Below are 19,126 nucleotides of genomic sequence, written 5' to 3' on the forward strand. Positions count from 1 at the left end.
ATTTAGCTCAAACAGCGTAGATCCCCAGGGTTATCACCAGCGCCGGGCACGACCGATACCCCTGTTATAGCGCTCTTCATCATATACAATACGAACCGTAGCGGATATGAGAAGCGCTAACTGAGGCTGGGCGCGGGAGGTTTTGGCGCAGCAGCGGTTGCGGCTACCGTTCAGATCGTATTGCCTCGTTCCGATCCAGGCTCGGCCTCTATAGCGTCGCGCCAGTCTCCTGATCGCGCCGTACGCCGCGTGGCTGATGAGTGCGGTGGAGAAAAAGTCATTCCACCTTATGTGATAAGGATTACGAATAGAAATGAATCTGCATTCTTTCAGAATCGGTGCCCGACTCGCTGTGGGGTTCGGTATTGTGCTTGTTCTGAACAGCATTGCGGTATGCATTGGCCTGTCGGGTCTCTATGCGCAGCGCCGCAGCGCCGAATATGCGACTGGCCAGGTCTACGCGGCCTTGGCCGCTGTCCACGCCGATGCGTTGCTCGACCTCGATAGCGCGCGTCTCGTCCGCAACCTGATCCTCCATACGGACAGTCAGTCGATGGCCGGCGATCTGAAGGGGCTTGAAGACGATCGGAAAAAGTCCGACGCGCAACTGGCGCAACTCGCAAAGGTGCTCGACACGGGGGAGGGGAGGCAGCTTTACGGCAACGTTATCGCTGCACGTGAGCATTATGGCGGTTATATCGGCAAGGTCATTCAGCTTGCCTTGCAGGGCAGGAAAGCCGAGGCCGCGACGGCGCTTTATGGACCGGGCTCGACCTTCCAAGACGCGTATCTGTCTGCACAGGACAAGCTTGCTGTCTATACCGAGTCTCAGATGTCGGCGGCTCGCGTGAAGATTGCCGGGGCATACGAGCAAAGCCTGTTGTGGCTGCTGGTATGCGGACTGGGTGCGCTTCTTTCCGGGATCGGCCTGGCTTGGATCGTTACACGCTCGATCGTGCGACCGCTGTCTGATGCCGTTCGCGTGTCCGAAACGGTGGGCTCGGGCGACCTTACCAGTCTCATCGCAACTCCGCATAACGACGAGCCGGCACAGGTCATAAAGGCGTTGGGCCGCATGAATTCAAATCTGGCACAACTGGTGGGCGCTGTACGAGATGGTTCCGACCAGATCGCCGTCGCATCCAGGGAAATCGCGGCAGGCAACCAGGACCTGTCGATGCGCACCGAGCGACAGGCCGCTTCGCTCGAGGAGACTGCGGCCAGTATGACTCAGCTGACTGAGACGGTGAAGCAGAATGCCGACAATGCGAGACACGCCAATCATCTTGCCACGAACGCGAGCAACCTCGCGCACACGGGCAACGAATCGGTGCAGGGCATGCTTGAATCGATTGGCAAGATCAGCGCTAGCTCGGGCAGAATCTCCGAGATTACTGGGGTCATCGAAGACATCGCGTTCCAGACGAACATTCTGGCGCTGAATGCATCGGTCGAGGCAGCGCGTGCTGGCGATCAGGGGCGGGGCTTTGCAGTGGTTGCAAGTGAGGTTCGGGGGCTCGCGCAACGCTCGGCTGCGGCCGCGCGCGAGATTAAGGAGCTGATCAGTTCATCCGTTTCTATGATCAGAGGCGGCGCCGAGCAGGCTGTCCAGGTGAGCCAGGCTATAGGACAGGTGAAGCAGGCGGTTGGTGACGTTTCCACCATCGTTAGCGAGATCATGACGGCATCGGACGAGCAGAGTCGTGGTATTGAACTGGTCTGCCGGGCCGTCACGAATATGGACGAGATGACGCAAAGGAATGCCGCACTGGTTGAGCAGGCTGCTGCTGCGGCGAGTGCGCTCGAAGATCAGGCGTCCCAGCTCGGTGCGAGCGTGGCGGTGTTTCGGGTTGCAGCACAGGCTCCGGGTGGTCCTCCAGGGATAGGCGGAGCAGGAGTTGGTCCATCCGCGTCTGCGGTAACGCCGACGATCTGAGCGCCGCACAGACCGGGCCAGCGGGGCGTTACAGCATGGGTTGTCCTGAAGCAGGGCATCGTCATGATGCGACGGTCGTAGTGGTGTGGGCGCAGCCAGCTTCGGCTCGACGCCTTTCTCCTGTGACCCGCCCGAACGGCTGCCTCCGCATGACGACGACGTTACTACTGGCCCAATTGCCGTCGTCTAGCGAAGACCAAACAGTCTGGTTCTCACCGAGCGCAGATGTTCGCGCATCAACTGCTCGGCTCGCGCCGGGTTATGTGTCCGGATTGCGTCCACCAGTAGTCGATGCTCACCATCGGTATCGTGTCGTGGGGCCGTCTGGGACGTGAACACCTCCTCCATCCTCGTGTCCAGATTCAGACGCACCTGCGTACGCATCGTGTCGTACAGCATAAGAAGCAGGGCATTGTGGGTCGATTCTGCAATGATCCGATGCAGGTGTTCGTCCAGGCGTTTCCACGGTATGAATGGTTCCGTGCCCGCCATGTCGGCCAGGCACTGGTCCATCGCCGCGATGTCGGCGGGCGTGGCGTGAACGGCAGCCTGCGCGGCCAGCTGCGGTTCCAGCACGAGCCGGGCGTCCATGATGTCGTCGACGCTGATCGACGAGGACCAGCTCTCGTCGTCAAGCTTGACGTGCCGGGGACCGACAAACGTCCCCTTGCCGACGTGTCGCCAGATGAGTCCCTCGTCTTCCAGCCTCTTGAGCACCGTACGCAGCCGTCCGCGCGAGACGCCGAGTGCCTCGCTGAGCTTCGGTTCCGGTGGAAGGCGCTGGTCTCCAGTGCTGACCACGTGACCCTCGATGTACTCACGCAATCGCAGCACATCGTCATCGATCATGTTTGTTTGTGTCGACATATCCCTGACCTCTCACGCCGGGAGGCTCTCTTGCCTGTATGGCATCCGCTGATGAACGCGACCGGCCAGACTGCATGCCACGCGCCATTCATGGGAACAGCATGGCATCGCACCTGACGCCGGTCAATTGATGCGCGATTGAACGCATCAATCAATCCAGCATTATGCCCGACTTTATTGTTTACATCGATTGACGCGTTTCGAGATCGGCTTTGAAGATATCAATAGATAGAATGATGCGCAGTAATGCTTGCATTGAGTAACTTGTGCGGTTAGCATTGGGTTCATTCTGGATGTGGTCCGATTCCTCATGCACGGTCGGACAACAACCCGGGCCGCCTTATCGCTCTCGAATCGCTCGCCATCTGGTCCGACATGACGTGCGACTGATCGAGCCCTTCAAGTCACTCTCTGTTTCTGCTCATGACTACCTCTGCCTTTGCCCCCGTATTTGTCTCTAGCGAGGCCGCCCGTGCCGTGTTCGTCTGGGAGGACGCTATTCGTGCGCTCCAGACGGCGTACGCCCGTCCCATTCCGCCCAAAAGCACTCCGCCGCGAACTGTGGCAGTTGCCGGCAAGACCTGGCTGAGGACGTTGCCGGCCGTGCCCGTCGGCAGCCGTTACTACGGCGCCAAGGTGATGGGCATGGCGATGGGTTCTTCAACTCCCGGTGTTGAGTACGTCATCGTGCTGTTCGATCAGGAAACCAGTCGGATTGCGGCGTTCATCGACGGCAACCTCGTGACGGGTTTCCGCACGGCAGCCACATCGGCAGCGGCTCTCGACCGGCTGGCGCCCGCTCGGGCTGCACGTCTGGCCGTGCTGGGCAGTGGCCTTGAAGCCGCGATGCATACGCGCGCCATCGCTGCCGTGCGGGAGTTGACGGAGGTCTTTGTGTTCAGTCCGACGCCCGAGCGGCGAGCCGCGTTCGCCGAGGCCGTGACGCGCGACCTGGGCGTTCCCGCTCGCGGTGTCGCGTCGGCGCAGGAGGCAGTGGAAGCTTCTGATTTCGTGCTTGCGGCAGCCCGCTCCCGGGATGAGCAGCCGATTCTCTTTGGCGACTGGCTCAAGCCTGGCGCGACGGTTGTATCAATCGGTTCGACGATTCCAGAGCAGCGTGAGATCGACGTTTCCGTCGTTGCCCGTAGCGACATCATCGTGTGCGACATGCTGGACGAAGTCCTGGAAGAAACAGGCGACATGCTCGCTGCCCACAAGGCGGGCATCGCTTTTAACGACAAATCGTTCAGCCTGGCAAATTTGATGACGGGCGCGCTCGACGAGCATCTGAAGGACGCTCGAACCCGGATGTACAAATCGGTCGGAGGAGGGCTGCAGGACATCGTGGTGGCCGAGCTGATCCTGAAGAAGGCGATTGAGGCTGGACTTGCAACGGCGTTGCCAATGGAATTCGAAACCAAGCGCTGATGCGCTCGACACTAAATACCAACGCAGACTAAAGGAGCACTGCACATGGCCCGCTACACCAAAAAGGAAGCCCGTGAATGGGCACGTGAGCATCTCGTTGGCGTCGCCAACGTGACCATTCCGACGATGACGTCGGACTTCAAGCGTATCAACGAAAAAGCGGTGCGCCACGATGTTGAGTTGGCCATCCAGCACGGCTTTGTCGGTTCGCTGTCTTGCTCGGAAGTGGCCATCACGCATGAGCAGTATGGGGATTTCTGCGGCATCATGGCCGACCAGGCGGCGGGACGCCTCGTCATCGTGCATCACGCCGTCTTCAATACGCTTGAGGACAACATCGAGGCTATCAGGCTGGCAGAAGCGGGCGGCGCTGACCTGGTGCTGCTCGGCTATCCTCCGTACTTCTACCCGAAGTCCTACGACGAGGTGTTCGAGTACACGAAGGCGATCTGCGAGGCGACGACCCTCGGCGTCATCGTGTTTCCCTTGCCGGCGTGGGGCTTTTCCCGCCTGCATCCCGCCGACATTCCGCTGTCGGTGCTGCGCCGGATGGTCGACGAGATTCCCAATGTCGTCGCGATCAAGGCAGAAGGCGGCATGCCCTACATCATGTCCGCGATTGAGGTGCACCGCGAGTTCCACAAGGAAGTCGTCATCTCGTCGCCGCTGGAATACGAATACGTGCCTCTGGCGCAGGTCATGGACATCCCCTTTTGCGGCACTAACTATTCGGCCTACTATGGCCCACTGCTGCCGCAGATTCACAAGCTGATCCGCGCGGGCGAATACGATCAGGCGACGCAGCTCTGGTACAAGATGGACCCCGCGCGAAAGGCATTCGCGAGTCTGCCTATCGCCGCCAACGGTTTGCTCAACCGCATGCTGTGGAAGTATCAGGGATGGCTGCAGGGCTACAACGGCGGTCCGATGCCGCATCCCACACAACGCGTATACCAGCGTGACATGACGGTCCTGCGCAAGGGCCTGGAAGTAGCGGGCCTGAACCCGACCAGCGACCTCGACGAGGCTTTCTTCGTCGGCCGCAACCCTGTTTGAGGCCGACCGTCATGAGTGAACTCATTACGCTCCCGCTGAAGGACCCGAGTCTGTTGCGCCAGGCGATGCTGATCAATGGCGAATGGGTGCAGGCCGATAGTGGCAAGACGCTTGACGTGCGTAACCCTGCCACGGGCGAAGTGGTTGCGCGTGTGCCGAATGGTGGTGCCGACGAAACGCGCCGTGCGATCGCAGCGGCCGAGCGGGCGATGCAGGGCTGGCGCAAGACCCTGCCGAAGGAACGCGCGAAAGTGTTGCGCACGCTGTACGACCTGATGCTGGCGAACATTGATGACCTCGCTGTCATCATGACGGCAGAGCAGGGCAAGCCGCTGGTCGAATCCCGTGGTGAGATCCTGTACGCGGCAGGCTTCATCGAGTGGTTTTCTGAGGAGGCGAAACGGGTCTATGGGGACATCATTCCACAAAACGTCGACGGCCGTCGCATCCTCGTGCAGAAGGGACCAATCGGGGTGTTTGCCGCGATTACGCCGTGGAATTTTCCATCTGCAATGATCACCCGCAAGGCGGGCCCCGGCTGGGCTGTCGGTTGCGCGGGCGTCATCAAGCCGGCGAGCCAGACGCCACTGTCCGCGCTGGCGCTAGCCGTCCTTGCTGAGCGCGCTGGCCTGCCGCCGGGCGTGTGTAACGTCGTCACCGGCTCGGCCCGTGCGATCGGCGGCGAGCTCACTTCGAGTCCTGTTGTGCGCAAATTGTCGTTCACAGGTTCGACCGAGGTTGGCGCGCAACTGCTGGCACAGTGCGCACCCACGATCAAGAAGACCAGCATGGAGTTGGGCGGCAACGCGCCGTTCATCGTCTTCGACGATGCTGACTTGGACGCTGCGGTCATAGGGGCGCTTGCCGCAAAATACCGCAATGCAGGCCAGGCGTGCGTCGCGGCCAATCGCATCCTGGTGCAGTCGGGTGTCTACGAAGCGTTCGCCCGTAAGCTCGCCGCTGCTTCCGCCGCGCTAAAGGTCGGCGACGGTATGGAGGCGGGCGTGGTACAGGGGCCGCTTATCAACGAAGATGCCGTTCAGAAGGTGGAAGAGCACATCTCCGATGCGCTCTCCAAAGGTGCACGTGTGCTCACGGGCGGCCGGCGCCACGAATTGGGCGGGCACTTTTTCGAACCCACTGTGTTGGCTGACGTTCCCGTCGATGCACTGATCTTTCACGAGGAAACGTTCGGGCCGATTGCGCCGCTGTTCCGGTTCGAGACGGAAGAAGACGCAATTGCCCTCGCCAACGACACGCCGTTCGGTCTGGCGTCATATGTGTTCGCCCGTGATGTCGGACGGATCTTCCGGGTCGTCGACCAGCTCGAGTTTGGCATCGTGGGTGTCAATGAGGGGTTGATCTCGACCGAAGTGGCGCCGTTCGGAGGGGTCAAGACGTCCGGACTGGGTCGCGAGGGCTCGAAGTACGGCGTCGACGACTATCTCGAGATCAAATACGTGGCGTTGGGCGGGATCTAGGCGAAGCCTCAGGCGAAAAAAAACGGGCGACGTAACACGCGGGTGACTGGTCCCAATGATAGGGACCAGTCACTACCGCGCATATGGCTAGGGCGGTGCATCAGCAGCGGGCGGAAGCTGTTTCGAAGGGGAACGTAATTAAGGGACGACGTGTCTTATAATTGCGTGATACCAGTCGAGGCACATGTCAACATGGCTATGCAACTTCCCGTAGGGAAAGCGGTTGCCGGCCGATCTTCGGTCACGCGCCAATGAAAACAAACGCACAGCTTCCCGTATCCGCCCCCGTCGCCGAGCGAGGCGCCGGGCGACCGCGCAGTGAGGAGACTCGCACGCAGATTCTCGCTGCGACGGTTCGGTTGCTTCACACCAGTACCATCCAGGCCATCTCTATCGAAGCAATTGCGAGGGAGGCGGGCGTTGGCAAGGCGACGATCTACCGCTGGTGGGATTCAAAAGCGCTCGTCGTAATCGATGCGTTTATGGAGCATCACATTGTCAAGACCCCGATGCCGCACAATCTGCCGCCGGGTGAAGCCGTTGCCGTGCATCTGATGTCGCTGATACGCGAATATGCGGGATGGTCGGGCCGGATCGTCGCACAGATCATTGCCGAGGGACAGGCCGATCCCGCAGTCCTACGCGAATTCCGAGAACGCTTCCATTATGGGCGGCGGGCGCTAGTACGGGAAATGCTGGAGGAATGGCGGAGTGCGTCACCCATTCCTACACCGCCCAACATCGAAACGCTCGGCGAACTGCTCTATGCGCCCGTCTATTTGCGCCTGCTGCTCGGCAATGGCCCGCTTGACGACCATTTCGCTCGCGAGCACATCAGCTATGTCTACACCTTGCTCGGTGTTGACGTGCCGGACGTGGTGAAGGCCGGTGAACGGAAAAAGCATAAGCCTGCTGCGAAGAAGACCACCACTGCAAGGTGAAACCGAGCGGTGGTTCCGCTGAGCGCGAGATATAGCGCAGGCGGTGTTTCGGCGTGATATTGGGCGCTTTCGGAAGGGAGCGGGAGGATGGACTGCACCGACCAATTGTCGATAAGCGGTCCGGTTGAAGGTTTGGCCGGAAACTGGCTCATTCGCTTTGCTGAGTTGGTGCGGGCAATCTCCCGAACTACTGATGAGCAGATGAATCTGTTGTTCGGAGTTTCGGCGATACAGGCGAAGGTTATCGCGTGCCTCGCGCATCAACCATTCATGACCCGGACGCAGCTCGCACACGAGCTGCGCTACGACCTTGCATCGATATCCCGGCTTGTTTCACCTCTCGTTGCCGAGGGAATCGCAATGAAGAGTCGGCGTCATGATCACCGCTCCTGGTGCATTTCGCTGACCATGCGGGACCGAAATGGTGGTGAATATCGGCGCCGCCCTGAAAGCAATCGGCGATAGGTCCATGCGTGCGCTAACCAACGGTGAGCAATTTTTCTTCGTGGTACTTCTCAAGCGCCTGCTCACGAATGCTGAACCACAATCGGTAGCAGTGGTAGAAGATGTCGCTTCCCAAAGGGCAGGAGTCGCATTTCTGAGGGACATGCGATAGCGTTTGGCCGTGCCAGATAGCCACGAACTCCTGCTTTTTCGGAAGCCGTGCTAACCGTGGCTACTGCGTAGCCTCTGCGGCAGGGATTAGCACGGAGTGAGTGCGACGACCGGCTTGCCAGAAGCAAACGGCGCTGACAGTTGAGGCCGCGACGATGGTCCAACCGATGCTTTCATATCCGAAGTGATGGGCCACGGCGCCACCCAGAATGGGGCCAATTGCCGAACCTGTCATTGCCATCACGGGCGTCGCCGCCACAGCTCTCGTGGACGGATCATGTCGGGCGAGAAATGCAAAAACGAACGTGTGCGTGAAGATAATCACGGTCGGGAAGATGACGCCCGCGAAGGCGTACGGACCAAAGACCGACGAATGGGTGAGTGTAAAACCTAGGGCAGCCTGGAGGATAGGACCGGCAATCATGACACCGCGTGCAGACACTTTCCGCTCCAGGAGCGCAGCCAGCAGGCCTGGCAGCAGGTTCACGAGTCCGATGGCAAGCAGGACATTCATGACTTGAACAGTGCTAAATCCGTGTGCGAGCCCGATCGGTTCCAGGAAGCTCAGCATCATCGAGTGACTCAGAGTGAGCAGACTCGTCCCCACCATTGCAAACCATACACCATTGGACAGGCGCTCCCGATCGCGCGGTGATCCATTACCTGATGCAGGCACCGTTCGATCCGGAAACCCAACGATCCCGAAAATTGCTGCCGTCAACATGATGACGCCTAGGACGAGAAACACCACTTGACCCCCTAGCGTTGGCACAACCCGTGGCACGCCACCCAGGAACCCAAGCGACAGGATGCTGAGCGCAGTGAATCCGGTGGCGATCAGACGATGGGGATTTGCACTTCCGCCAATAGCCGAATGAGTGAGCGATAGGGCGCATCCGACCGCAAGTCCGCCGAAGACATGCAGCAAGAGCAGCAGGGCGTAGTCCCGAGTCAGTGCCATGCAGAAGAACGCCACCGCCGCTACGGCGAATCCCGCTGGGGCAGCGATCATGCCGCGGATACGGTCGATCCGCGAAGAGATAAACAGGCTGCTTACTACCACCGCTCCCAGAAATGAAGTGGCCAACGCGCCGGCACTCTGTGGATCCAGGTGGTAATACCTGATCAGTACGATGCCCACCCATACTGGTAGCGCTACAACATCAATCATGCCGGCGCAGTGACCCAGCACAAGCGATGTCCGCCCTTTTAATCCGCCAATGGCTCTGTTCATAGTGACTGTCTCCGCGGGCGACGCCCGTAATTTATATACGAAACGGTGTGTCTCGATTCGAAGTATAATAGTCCGCACCCCTGTACCGGAAATTGGGTCAAACCCGGACGTAGCCCGATGCAGTGTCGGTGTTTCACGGGCTCAGTTCGACTGCAATGGAGCGTTGCACTCGCCAAGATCGAAGTATCTTGGTGACAGAAGTAAAAAATTAGAATACGGTGTGTATTACAATTCTTCGATCGTGCCGGGAACGAGTGGCGCTGCGTGGGATCGCATCGTAACCGCCTGATTGCGTTGTTCACTTTTTGTCAGTCTTGCCAATGAAAACAGACATCAATGGTCCTACCGCGGTCGTTCTGCCGCGAGGAGTTGGACGGCCCCGCAGCGAAGGCACACGCACCCAGATCCTGGCGGCAACTGTTCGTCTTCTTGAAACCCGTACGGTGCAGTCGATCTCCATTGAGGCCATTGCCAGGGAAGCGGGGGTAGGCAAGGCGACCATCTATCGCTGGTGGGACTCGAAGGCGCTCGTTGTCATCGATGCCTTCATGGAGCATCACATCGTCAAAACTCCGATGCCGCGCAATCTACCGCCGGGTAAGGCTATCGCGTCGCATCTGGTTTCGCTGATCCACGAATATGCCGGATGGTCCGGTCGCATCGTTGCGCAGATCATCGCAGAAGGTCAGGCCGACCTTGCCGTCCTCAGAGAATTTCGGGAACGGTTTCATTACGGTCGCCGGGCGCTTGTTCGTGAAATGCTCGAAGAGTGGAGAGTGACGGAGCGTATTCGCGCTCCGGAGAACGTGGAGATCTTGGCAGAACTCCTCTACGCGCCCGTGTATATGAGATTGCTGACAGGTGCCGGACCGCTGGATGACCGGTTCGCTCAGGAGCACGTCAACTATGTCTATACACTGCTCGGGGTCGACCCTCCCAATGTCGCGGACCTCGGCGTCGTGAAGCGCGGCACCATAGGTGAAAAAACGGCCACCGCACGCTAAGATGAGGTAGCCGGCGGGACGGCCTTGCGGCCGGATAAATGCGTTCCTTCTAGAAGTCGACCTGCTCAGCGCCCTTCAGGTCCAGCATCTGCCGCGCCTCGTCCGGTGACGCGATCTCAATGCCCAATTCGTCGAGAATCCGGCGGATCTTGCGGACCTGATCGGCATTGCTCTGTGCAAGCTCTCCGCGCCCAATATAAAGACTGTCTTCAAGACCGACGCGGACGTTGCCGCCCATCAGGCTTGCCATCGTGGCGATCGGCATCTGGTGCTTGCCGGCAGCGAGCACTGACCAGTGGTAGTCGTTGCCGAACAAACGGTCCGCGGTACGCTTCTGATGAAGCAGATCCTCGACGTGTGCGCCCATCGCTCCGCGAAGTCCGAATACCGTTTGCACGAACAGGGGGCGCTTCACGAGTCCCTTTTCCAGGAAGTACTGCAGCGTGTACAGATGGCCGACGTCATAGCATTCGAATTCAAAGCGCGTACCGCCCGCCTTGCCAACGTGTTCCAGGATCCATTCGATATCGTTATACGTGTTGCGGAAGATCAACCCGCGTGTGCCTTTCAGAAAAGGCACTTCCCAATCGTGTTTCCAGTCACGGTCGCGCTCGGCCATCTCAGAAAGCACAAGATTGACGGAACCCATGTTCAGCGAGCACATCTCCGGCTTAAGTGCGCGACCTGCCGCAGCGCGGTCCTCGATTGACATGTGTGGACCGCCACCGCCCGTCGAGATATTAATGATCGCGTTGGTCGACGACTTAATGGCGGGCACGAAGCGCCTGAAGACGCCGGGATCTCCGGTGGGGCGACCATCTTCAGGATTGCGGGCATGCAGATGAATGATTGCCGCGCCAGCCTCAGCCGCTGCGATTGACTGGGCCGCGATTTCTTCCGGGGTAACGGGAAGGAACTGCGACATGGAGGGGGTGTGGGCGCCGCCCGTTACGGCGCACGTAATAATCGCCTTGCTCACAGCTGCTCTCCTTCGACGAGGTCGAGTAACACAAATGCCATGCGGCAGGGCTTGCCGGAGCGGTTTGCCCAGCTGTGGTTGGTTGCCCGCTGGATGAGGACATCGCCTGCGCGCATGAGCTTTTCCCCTTCGTCCAGCAGGGCCCAGATTTCGCCTTCGAGGACAAACGCGTAGTCGAGCGATTCCGTCTTGTGGAACCAGAAGTGCCGGGGGGCGCCTTTGTCGCGCACGCCGTTCGCGTCGAGAAACTGCTTCAACTGGGCTTCGTCGTACGTTTCGTCGGGAGGGAAGTCGACGATTCGCAGCAGCGATCCGCCTCGCGAATGGAACTCAAACGCGTGCCCGGCGGGCGCGGGGTCCGCGCCGGGGGCACGTGCTTCGCCTGTTGCCCACAGGACGTGGGCGACGGGCAGGCCGGGGCGCGCCGTCCTGTTCGGTGCCGACGCGTCGGACAGAAAGTAGGACTTGCCCTCCGCATTGGTGTCCGTAATGATCCGCCGCACGGGGGGATAGCCCTCAGTGTTCGAATTCTGCGAATTGTCCCTGTCCATTATCGTTTCCATTTTGTCTCCATTAACGAGTCGAATCGTTTCGTATCGTTAACTACGCTAGCGACGCTGTCAATAGGGACAAGCGGCGTCGACGCTGCTGCATCTAGCAAAATCTTTTCTTGACACAATGGAACGATACGTTCTGTAATTGATAAATGATGATCTGGTAGGAGATGACGACATGGAGACTCAAACGATCCGGGTGATGTGGTTCGTACCGCCGCTGCTGGCCATGGTTGCTGCTCGGGATCAGCGCTCCATGACAACGCACGCGATCCGCAACCGCTCCTCCGACGAGCAGTTCGCGGCGCTGGTCGCAGGGGAGGTCGATGCTGTGGTGACGTCGATGGACAACGTCATCGGGTGGAACCGGCGTGCGGGACCGCGGGACTTTCGCGTGGTCGCACAGATCGAGCGGACCACGCCGCTGATTCTGGTTGCGCGCGCCGGGCGCCCGGATGTGTGTTCAATGCGCGGCGCGGATATTCTCGTGGACGCTCTCGATAACGGCTTCGTCACCGCGTTGAAGGTCATGCTAAGCGACGCCGGTATCGGCGCTGACGACCATCGTCTGGTGCCGGCGGGAGGGGTGCAGGAGCGTCTGGAGGCGCTGCTCGCCCGGCAGGGCGTGGCCACGCTCCTTGGGCCGCCGTTCGACGGGATGGCGGTCAAGGCGGGGTTTGCCAGGGTGGCCACCGTGCAGCAAAGCTATCCCGCCTTTCCGGGGCAGGGGATTGTCATGCGCACGGGCAGCGGTGCGCATGGGCTAGTTGGCGCCTGGCTCGAGGACCTCGAGCGGGCACGCCAAGTGGTACAGGAGCGCCCCTCCCAGGCAAGGCCGGCCGTCGTCGCGGCGGGTGTTCACATTGCCGCGGCCGACGCAATGATCGCGCTGAACCCGCCGTCATTGCGCCCGACACCGGATGGGGTAGCGCTGCTCGTTGCGCACCGCAGGGCGCTTGATCTGGTCGGTGCAGATAGTGATTACGAGGCGATTGTCGACGATTCGCTGCTTCAGGAACACATCGGAGAAAAGGCGTGAAGCCCTATTCACTTGGAACATTTTCGGCGCGCGATGGTGTGCGCTTTGTTGGTCTTGTCATTAATGATCGCGTGGCATCCCTTGCACGGCTCGCGACAAGGCATGGCGACAGCATGCTTGCGGGCGCCCCCACGGTCCTCGGCTTGCTGGAGAACTGGGATGCAAGCCGGCAGGCGCTGGAGCGCCTGGCGGGCAGCGTTTCCACGCAGAATGGCGAATGGCATGAGGTCTCAGATCTGCACACCCATCCGGCAATTGACCTACCGCGGCAAATATTCTGCACGGGCGCCAATTACCGCAAGCATGTGGTCGATCTTACGGTTGACTCGAAGGTCGGCCCCGAGGGGATGGATGATGCACAATTGCGGCAGTGGGCAGAAAGCATGTTGGACGAACGTGTGGCCCACGGAGAGCCTTATGCATTTACGAAACCGGTCTCCGCGGTGTCTGGTGCCTTCGATCCGCTGGTGTTGCCTGGCACGACAACTCAGCCCGACTGGGAACTCGAATTGGCCGTCGTGATCGGCCGCGGCGGCTATCAGATTTCGCGCGATAACGCGCTCGATTACGTGGCCGGCTACACGATTGTAAATGACATATCAGCGCGCGACCTGATTCCACGAACCGACTACAAGATGTTGGGCACCGACTGGTTACGCTCGAAAGGGCAGCCAGGGTTTCTCCCGCTTGGGCCGTACTTCGTTCCTAGAGCATTCGTACCGGATCCGCACCGGCTGAAGATGCGGCTCACGGTGTCGGGCCGGGTCATGCAGGACGAGACAACGGCCGACATGCTGTTCGGTATCGAGCGCCAGATCGAATATATTTCTCGATATGCGCGGCTTATGCCAGGCGACATCATCTGTACGGGATCGCCGGCTGGCAACGGTACGCATTACAACCGTTTCCTGCGCGAAGGCGACGTCATGGAGGCGGAGATCGAAGGCCTGGGGCGCCAACGGCAAGTTTGCACGGGGCCCGGTAATGGCTGAGACATTTGCAACCGCAGGGGGCGCAGTCCAGCCTGATAATCCGGACCGCGCTTTCATCCACCAGACTCTCACTGCCGGAGTAGGTAACGTACCGCTTGAGATGAACCCCGCATTGATATGGCTTGGTGCCACGCTGCTGGGAGGCAGGAAGGGAGCGCTGTCGATTGGCTTCACGGCTCCAAGCGAGTCCATTCAGGGTAATGGAGTCGTGGCGGGCGGCGCGATTGCATCCATGCTAGATCTCGCCATGGCGCTCGCGTTACTCTCAAAACTTCAGCACGGCCGCACATGCGCCACCGTCAGTCTCACGGTGAACATGCTTGAGCCCGGATTCGTCGGTAAGTTCGCTGTGGAGGCACGCGTTAAGCGGCTCGGTGGCCGCATTGCGTTCCTTGAGGCCGACCTGTACGACGGAGCAAGGGCACGCTGCGTTGCCAGTGCGACGGCGTCGTTCGCGATATTAGACGTGCGCAGCTAGGTACAATATCCTGTGCCCAAACCGTCAGTCGGTACGGGCTGGATCTGGTTATCGGCGGCATTGACAGACCGGTGGAGCTTGCCTCCGACCGCTGGCACACTAGCTCGGGCGGTTCCGCGAGAAGTTTTGGCGGGTTTTTGCATGCTCGGCAAGCTGGTTAGCGAAGCAGAACCGAGCATGAAAAGATGCTCCCTCCCAAGCCTGACGCGTGTTCTCAGTCGAGATAGTTGGCGGAAGCGTTGACGATCGTGTACCGGGTTTGCGCGGTGGCGAAACTCGCGTGCCGGTAGCCGCAACCTAGTGCTAAGTCAGGTTCAGGTCAGTATGCTGCCTGCCACGCGAAGAGCGGGACTAGCCGCTCGTCAACGAGAGTCCTTCTCCGTCTTCTTGATCAAATGCTTTTCCCGCGACTGGCCCCGTTAGACTGTGGTCTGCCTGCTTGCGTCTGAGCTCTCACTGTCTTGCGTAGTCTCCGGTGCCACACGAGCGTTAATGCCAGTGCGCAGCGTTGCGATGAGGTCGTTTCTCGCTTCCTGATAGTTTTTCTGGCCGAGGTAGCATGCGAGAAATCCGACCACGGATAGTGGGACGACGACAATCGCGAGCGCGTCGCCTAGTAGGCTACTGTCCTTCAGGACGTATTGAGTCACCATCGCAACGGACGTGGGACCCAAAGACAGACCGATGATGCCTGTCCAGATATAGTTCAGCGCGGCAGCCTGGCCGCGGAGTTGATTGGGGACCACATCCTGGATGACGGTTGCAGCACCCGAAAACGAGAGCGCGCTGCCGAATGTCAACAGTCCTAGAAAGAGAAGACTCCATGTCGGACTGGATGCGAAGACCATGCCGATGATCGTAGCGACCGCAATCGGCCACCAGAGCAATGGAAGTCTGAAGCGCCCACCGCGGACGCTTTTGGCCGCCAGTGCGTCGCTGAGATACCCGCCGCAGATGCATCCCGTGACGCCGCTCAAAATGGTCATCCCACCCATCAGCAGCCCAACATCTGCGGGCCGCATGTGATGGTGACGGATGTAAAAGGACGGCGCCCACGCGACGACGATGTAGCCGATCATTGCCGTGAGTGTATAGACTGTGTAGATCGAAACGAACGCGGATTTGCGGCCGGACAGATACGACCATAACCCCAGCTTTCGGCGCTGCCCGTCATCGAACTGCATGACTTCGCGGCGCTGCGGTTCCTTCAACGCCAGTACGACGAACGCCATCAGGGTACCAGGCAACCCCGCGATCACGAAGGCAAGTCGCCATGTCGGCATGCTGGAAAGGCCCGTGAATCCGATGTCGGCGAGCCGCGTCAACATGGAGATGATGGTGCCGCCAAACAATAGCGAAATTCCCACGCCGACATAGTTGGACATGTTGTAGCTGGCGATAGCGCGGCCCCGCTGCGCTGGCGCGAAGCAATCCGCAATCATGGAAAACGCCGCGGGCCCGAGGCATGCCTCACCTATACCGACGCCCATGCGCGAGAAGAAGAGTTGCCAGAAGGTGGTACTCAGACCACAGCAGATCGTCATCGCGCTCCACAGTAGCACGCCTGAAGCAATCAGGGTCTTGCGCGTGTGGTGATCGACCAGACGGCCGAAGGGAAGTCCCATTACGGAATACAAGAGCGCAAAGGCGATTCCTTGCAAAAGGCTGACCTGAACATCTGACAGTCCAATCTCTTGCCGGATTGGGCCGACGAAAAGGGAAATAATGTTCCGGTCGAGATAGGAAACCACGCTCGTAAAGAACAGTGCGACGACGAGAAGCCAAGGATAGAAGCGTTGAGTGGCGTTGTTTTCCTGAAGCATGAACTCTCCGGTTCTCGATTGAAGCATCGGGTGTCCAGTTGTGCGTACCCGACTGGTGGGAAACGGCTCCAGACAGTAGCTCTGGCGATCAAGTTGCCGCGCGGTGTCGCAGGGGTGTCGGCGGTGCGTATCCCCGTTTCCTGGTTGCCCGTGAGCGGATGCCGTGCTCGTCGTATTCACGATCCCGGATTCAAACGATACGTATCGTATAATAAAAGTTGTGCATAGTCGGCAGAGCTTGTCACTGGGAGATACCCCTAGCTCCACCTTCGTTGACAAAACGATACGTTCAGTTTCATTATGATTGTTATCTTATTCAGTCACGTGGAGAACAGAATGAAACTGGGGCGATTCGTTGTCGAGGGTCTGGACGGGCCGGTTCAGCGTATCTGCATGGTGCTACCGGAGCAGGGCCGAGTCGTCGATCTGCGGGCAGCCGAAGCGCTTCGGCTGCAGGCACAAGGGGCGACCCGTGAGGCGTCACTGCGTTATGCGTCAGTCGTGTTTCCCGAAAGCATGTCGGCTGCGATCGCTCTTGGGCAACGTTTTCTCGACACCGCGACGGAGGCGGCCGCGAAGTATGGTGACGACGCATCGCTCGCGATGGATGGCCTGCGTTGGGGCGCGGCGTGTGACCCGTCAGTCGTGCGCGATGGGTTGACCTTTACCAAGCATATTCGTCAGTTCCACGAGCGCATGAATATCAGCCCCACGCCGGCGCTGCTTGAGGTGCCCGGCTATTTCAAGGGCTCACCGTGGACTGTGATCGGGCATGAGGCGGAAGTGCCTTGGCCTGCGCGATCGGACCGCCTGGATTACGAGCTCGAACTAGGCTGGGTTGTCGGGCGACAAGCTCACAATATTACGCCCGACAACGCTCGCTCGTATCTCTTTGGTGTGACCATCTTTAACGACTTTAGCGCACGCGATCTCCAGGGCAATGAGTTTGCAATCGGTATGGGACCCACCAAAAGCAAGGACTTTGCTTACGGTATCGGTCCGTGGATTACCACGATCGATGAATTTCCGCGTCTCGATAACATCCGTATGTCGGTCCGCGTGAACGGTGAGACGTGGGGCGAGGGAGACACGTCGGAGATGCTCTGGACCCCGGACGAGTTGATCGCGTACGTTTCGCTGGGCGACTACGCTCAGCCGGGGGATGTGATTGGCTCTGGAACCATGGGCAACGGTTCCGCGCTCGAACTGGGACGAAGCGTCAAGCCTGGCGACGTGATCGAACTCGACGTGTCGGGTGTCGGTGTGCTGCGCAATCGCATTGCCCTGCGTCCGCAGGAAACCTGGTGGCCTGAGCGCCGGACGCCTTTCATGTAAGCTGCTCGCGGGCAGTAAGTGCGTTCGAACCATACGCACATAAGCGGCTCCGGCATGCCGTCTCACAAGCGGCATCGCCTGGCGATTTCACTGGCGGTCAAAACTATCATATCCGCCACGGAGTAGAGACAGGAGGCACAGAATGAAAGTCAAACGCGTGCTTATCGTGGGCACGGGAATCGGCGGCGCGACGGCGGCCGTCACACTCGCGAGGCAGGGACTGGACGTGCACTGTATCGATGTCAAGTCCGAAAGGCCGACGGCAGGCGCAGGCATTTGCCTGCTGCACAACACGATGCGGGCGCTGAAAACGATCGGTCTCGACGAGCCTTGTCTGGAAAGCGGCATGTCGTTCGCGGTGTTTCGGGAGTTCGATGGCGCAGGCCGTCTACTGCACACGCACCCCGCGCCTCCCAGTTGCGGTATCCGTAGGCCGGAGCTTGCCCGGATTCTCGAGACTGCGGCGCAGGAAAGCGGCGCGGTTCTCGAGAAAGGTCTCACCGTTCAAGCTCTGACCGATCGGGGTGACTGCGTCGAAGTGCAGTTCTCAGATGGCCGGCAGGCCTCATATGATCTCGTCGTCGCCGCAGATGGCGTCTATTCGGGCATGCGAAAACGTGTCTTCGGTACGAGCTTCGAACCCCGCTTCGCTGGTCAGAGCGTATGGCGCTTCAATGCACCACGCCCAGCAGAGGCAGACGGATTCTGCCTCTACCGCACACCGACAGGTAAGGTTGTAGGCATCTTCCCAACCTCGCGCGAAAGCTGCTACATGTTCTATCTCGAAAGCAGCAAGGAGCCGCTTCGCATCGCTGAGGACCGCTCTCATGAGTTGATTCGTGAGCGCCTTGCGGAATTTGACGCGCCTGCCATACGAGACGCGCTTGACCTGATTACCAACTCTTCACAGGTGATTTTCCGTCCGTTGGACATTACCCTGGTGCCGACACCGTGGCATCGCGGGCGAGTCATGCTGCTGGGCGATTCGGCGCACGCTCCGACACCACAGATGACCTCGGGCGCTGGTATGGCCGTGGAGGATGCCCTGGTTCTGGCGGAATGTCTTGCTAGCAGCGACTCTGTCGGTGAGGCACTGACGGCGTATGACAGCCGACGCTTCGAGCGCGTGAAAAGGATATATGACGCCTCGCTGCAGCTTTGTCTGAATGAACAGGAGGACCCGGTCAGCAACAAGGACCGGTCGGCTGCCCTGTTGCTGGAGACCTACCAGTATCTTGGTCAGCCAATCTAGGTGTGTGAGAGCAGGTTTTTTCAATCACGCATATGGTGTGGCTCGTAATCGGCCAAAGTCTTGACCTCTGGCATCCGAACACGCTGATTCGCCTCGTCAGACCGTCGAATTG

The 19,126-nt window shown here is 59.6% G+C and carries 17 protein-coding genes; 12 read left to right on the plus strand and 5 right to left on the minus strand.

What is annotated here, in order from left to right:
* The first annotated feature begins 313 nt into the window (after positions 1 to 313).
* Positions 314 to 1,936, plus strand: coding sequence for a methyl-accepting chemotaxis protein (locus BLT65_RS28730; protein WP_091783951.1), 1,623 nt, complete (start codon positions 314 to 316; stop codon positions 1,934 to 1,936).
* A 186-nt stretch (positions 1,937 to 2,122) separates the two neighbouring features.
* Here the strand turns inward: BLT65_RS28730 and BLT65_RS28735 are convergent, their stop codons facing one another.
* Positions 2,123 to 2,785: a FadR/GntR family transcriptional regulator gene (locus BLT65_RS28735; RefSeq protein ID WP_244186677.1), complete on the minus strand. Its 663-nt coding sequence runs from the start codon at positions 2,783 to 2,785 to the stop codon at positions 2,123 to 2,125.
* 441 nt (positions 2,786 to 3,226) lie between these two features.
* On the opposite strand from BLT65_RS28735, the gene BLT65_RS28740 reads away from it, so the two are divergent.
* From BLT65_RS28740 to BLT65_RS46635, 5 genes are all read left to right on the plus strand, one after another.
* Positions 3,227 to 4,231: an ornithine cyclodeaminase family protein gene (locus BLT65_RS28740; RefSeq protein WP_091783956.1), complete on the plus strand. Its 1,005-nt coding sequence runs from the start codon at positions 3,227 to 3,229 to the stop codon at positions 4,229 to 4,231.
* 45 nt (positions 4,232 to 4,276) lie between these two features.
* Positions 4,277 to 5,287: a dihydrodipicolinate synthase family protein gene (locus BLT65_RS28745; protein ID WP_091783958.1), complete on the plus strand. Its 1,011-nt coding sequence runs from the start codon at positions 4,277 to 4,279 to the stop codon at positions 5,285 to 5,287.
* Positions 5,288 to 5,298: 11 nt separating this feature from the next.
* Positions 5,299 to 6,768 (plus strand): NAD-dependent succinate-semialdehyde dehydrogenase, encoded by a 1,470-nt coding sequence (locus tag BLT65_RS28750; protein WP_091783961.1) that lies wholly within the window; start codon positions 5,299 to 5,301, stop codon positions 6,766 to 6,768.
* A gap of 251 nt (positions 6,769 to 7,019) precedes the next feature.
* Positions 7,020 to 7,709: a TetR/AcrR family transcriptional regulator gene (locus BLT65_RS28755; RefSeq protein ID WP_091783963.1), complete on the plus strand. Its 690-nt coding sequence runs from the start codon at positions 7,020 to 7,022 to the stop codon at positions 7,707 to 7,709.
* Between the two features lie 87 nt (positions 7,710 to 7,796).
* Positions 7,797 to 8,174, plus strand: coding sequence for a MarR family winged helix-turn-helix transcriptional regulator (locus BLT65_RS46635; RefSeq protein ID WP_143036575.1), 378 nt, complete (start codon positions 7,797 to 7,799; stop codon positions 8,172 to 8,174).
* 211 nt (positions 8,175 to 8,385) lie between these two features.
* Here BLT65_RS46635 and BLT65_RS28765 read toward each other — a convergent pair whose 3' ends face one another.
* Positions 8,386 to 9,558: an MFS transporter gene (locus tag BLT65_RS28765; protein WP_091783968.1), complete on the minus strand. Its 1,173-nt coding sequence runs from the start codon at positions 9,556 to 9,558 to the stop codon at positions 8,386 to 8,388.
* A 320-nt stretch (positions 9,559 to 9,878) separates the two neighbouring features.
* On the opposite strand from BLT65_RS28765, the gene BLT65_RS28770 reads away from it, so the two are divergent.
* Positions 9,879 to 10,562: a TetR/AcrR family transcriptional regulator gene (locus BLT65_RS28770; protein WP_091783971.1), complete on the plus strand. Its 684-nt coding sequence runs from the start codon at positions 9,879 to 9,881 to the stop codon at positions 10,560 to 10,562.
* A 49-nt stretch (positions 10,563 to 10,611) separates the two neighbouring features.
* Here BLT65_RS28770 and kce read toward each other — a convergent pair whose 3' ends face one another.
* Positions 10,612 to 11,541, minus strand: a complete 930-nt coding sequence (kce, locus tag BLT65_RS28775) for a 3,5-dioxohexanoate:acetyl-CoA acetone transferase (RefSeq protein WP_091783973.1) — start codon at positions 11,539 to 11,541, stop codon at positions 10,612 to 10,614.
* Positions 11,538 to 12,092 (minus strand): cupin domain-containing protein, encoded by a 555-nt coding sequence (locus BLT65_RS28780; RefSeq protein ID WP_244186678.1) that lies wholly within the window; start codon positions 12,090 to 12,092, stop codon positions 11,538 to 11,540. The genes kce and BLT65_RS28780 overlap by 4 nt, the downstream gene beginning before the upstream one ends.
* A gap of 181 nt (positions 12,093 to 12,273) precedes the next feature.
* Between BLT65_RS28780 and BLT65_RS28785 the strand changes: the two genes are divergently transcribed.
* The 3 genes from BLT65_RS28785 to BLT65_RS28795 are packed head-to-tail and all read left to right on the plus strand — an operon-like array spanning position 12,274 to position 14,604.
* Complete coding sequence (locus BLT65_RS28785) at positions 12,274 to 13,134, plus strand: ABC transporter substrate-binding protein (RefSeq protein WP_091783978.1); 861 nt, start codon at positions 12,274 to 12,276, stop codon at positions 13,132 to 13,134.
* Positions 13,131 to 14,126, plus strand: a complete 996-nt coding sequence (locus BLT65_RS28790) for a fumarylacetoacetate hydrolase family protein (RefSeq protein WP_167306558.1) — start codon at positions 13,131 to 13,133, stop codon at positions 14,124 to 14,126. Before BLT65_RS28785 ends, BLT65_RS28790 begins: the two co-directional genes overlap by 4 nt.
* Complete coding sequence (locus BLT65_RS28795; RefSeq protein ID WP_091783983.1) at positions 14,119 to 14,604, plus strand: PaaI family thioesterase; 486 nt, start codon at positions 14,119 to 14,121, stop codon at positions 14,602 to 14,604. Before BLT65_RS28790 ends, BLT65_RS28795 begins: the two co-directional genes overlap by 8 nt.
* A 419-nt stretch (positions 14,605 to 15,023) precedes the next feature.
* Here BLT65_RS28795 and BLT65_RS28800 read toward each other — a convergent pair whose 3' ends face one another.
* Entirely contained in the window at positions 15,024 to 16,427 is a 1,404-nt protein-coding gene (locus BLT65_RS28800; RefSeq protein ID WP_091784172.1) for a spinster family MFS transporter, read from the minus strand.
* 336 nt (positions 16,428 to 16,763) lie between these two features.
* Between BLT65_RS28800 and BLT65_RS28805 the strand changes: the two genes are divergently transcribed.
* Together BLT65_RS28805 and BLT65_RS28810 are read left to right on the plus strand one after the other, a co-directional pair.
* Positions 16,764 to 17,762, plus strand: a complete 999-nt coding sequence (locus BLT65_RS28805) for a fumarylacetoacetate hydrolase family protein (protein ID WP_244186680.1) — start codon at positions 16,764 to 16,766, stop codon at positions 17,760 to 17,762.
* Between the two features lie 142 nt (positions 17,763 to 17,904).
* The gene (locus BLT65_RS28810; protein ID WP_091783986.1) at positions 17,905 to 19,014 is read left to right on the plus strand and encodes an FAD-dependent oxidoreductase; all 1,110 of its coding nucleotides are present in this window, start codon (positions 17,905 to 17,907) and stop codon (positions 19,012 to 19,014) included.
* The last annotated feature ends 112 nt before the right edge of the window (positions 19,015 to 19,126 follow it).

The sequence above is a fragment of the Paraburkholderia steynii genome, from assembly GCF_900100565.1.
Classification (GTDB): Bacteria; Pseudomonadota; Gammaproteobacteria; order Burkholderiales; family Burkholderiaceae; genus Paraburkholderia; species Paraburkholderia terrae.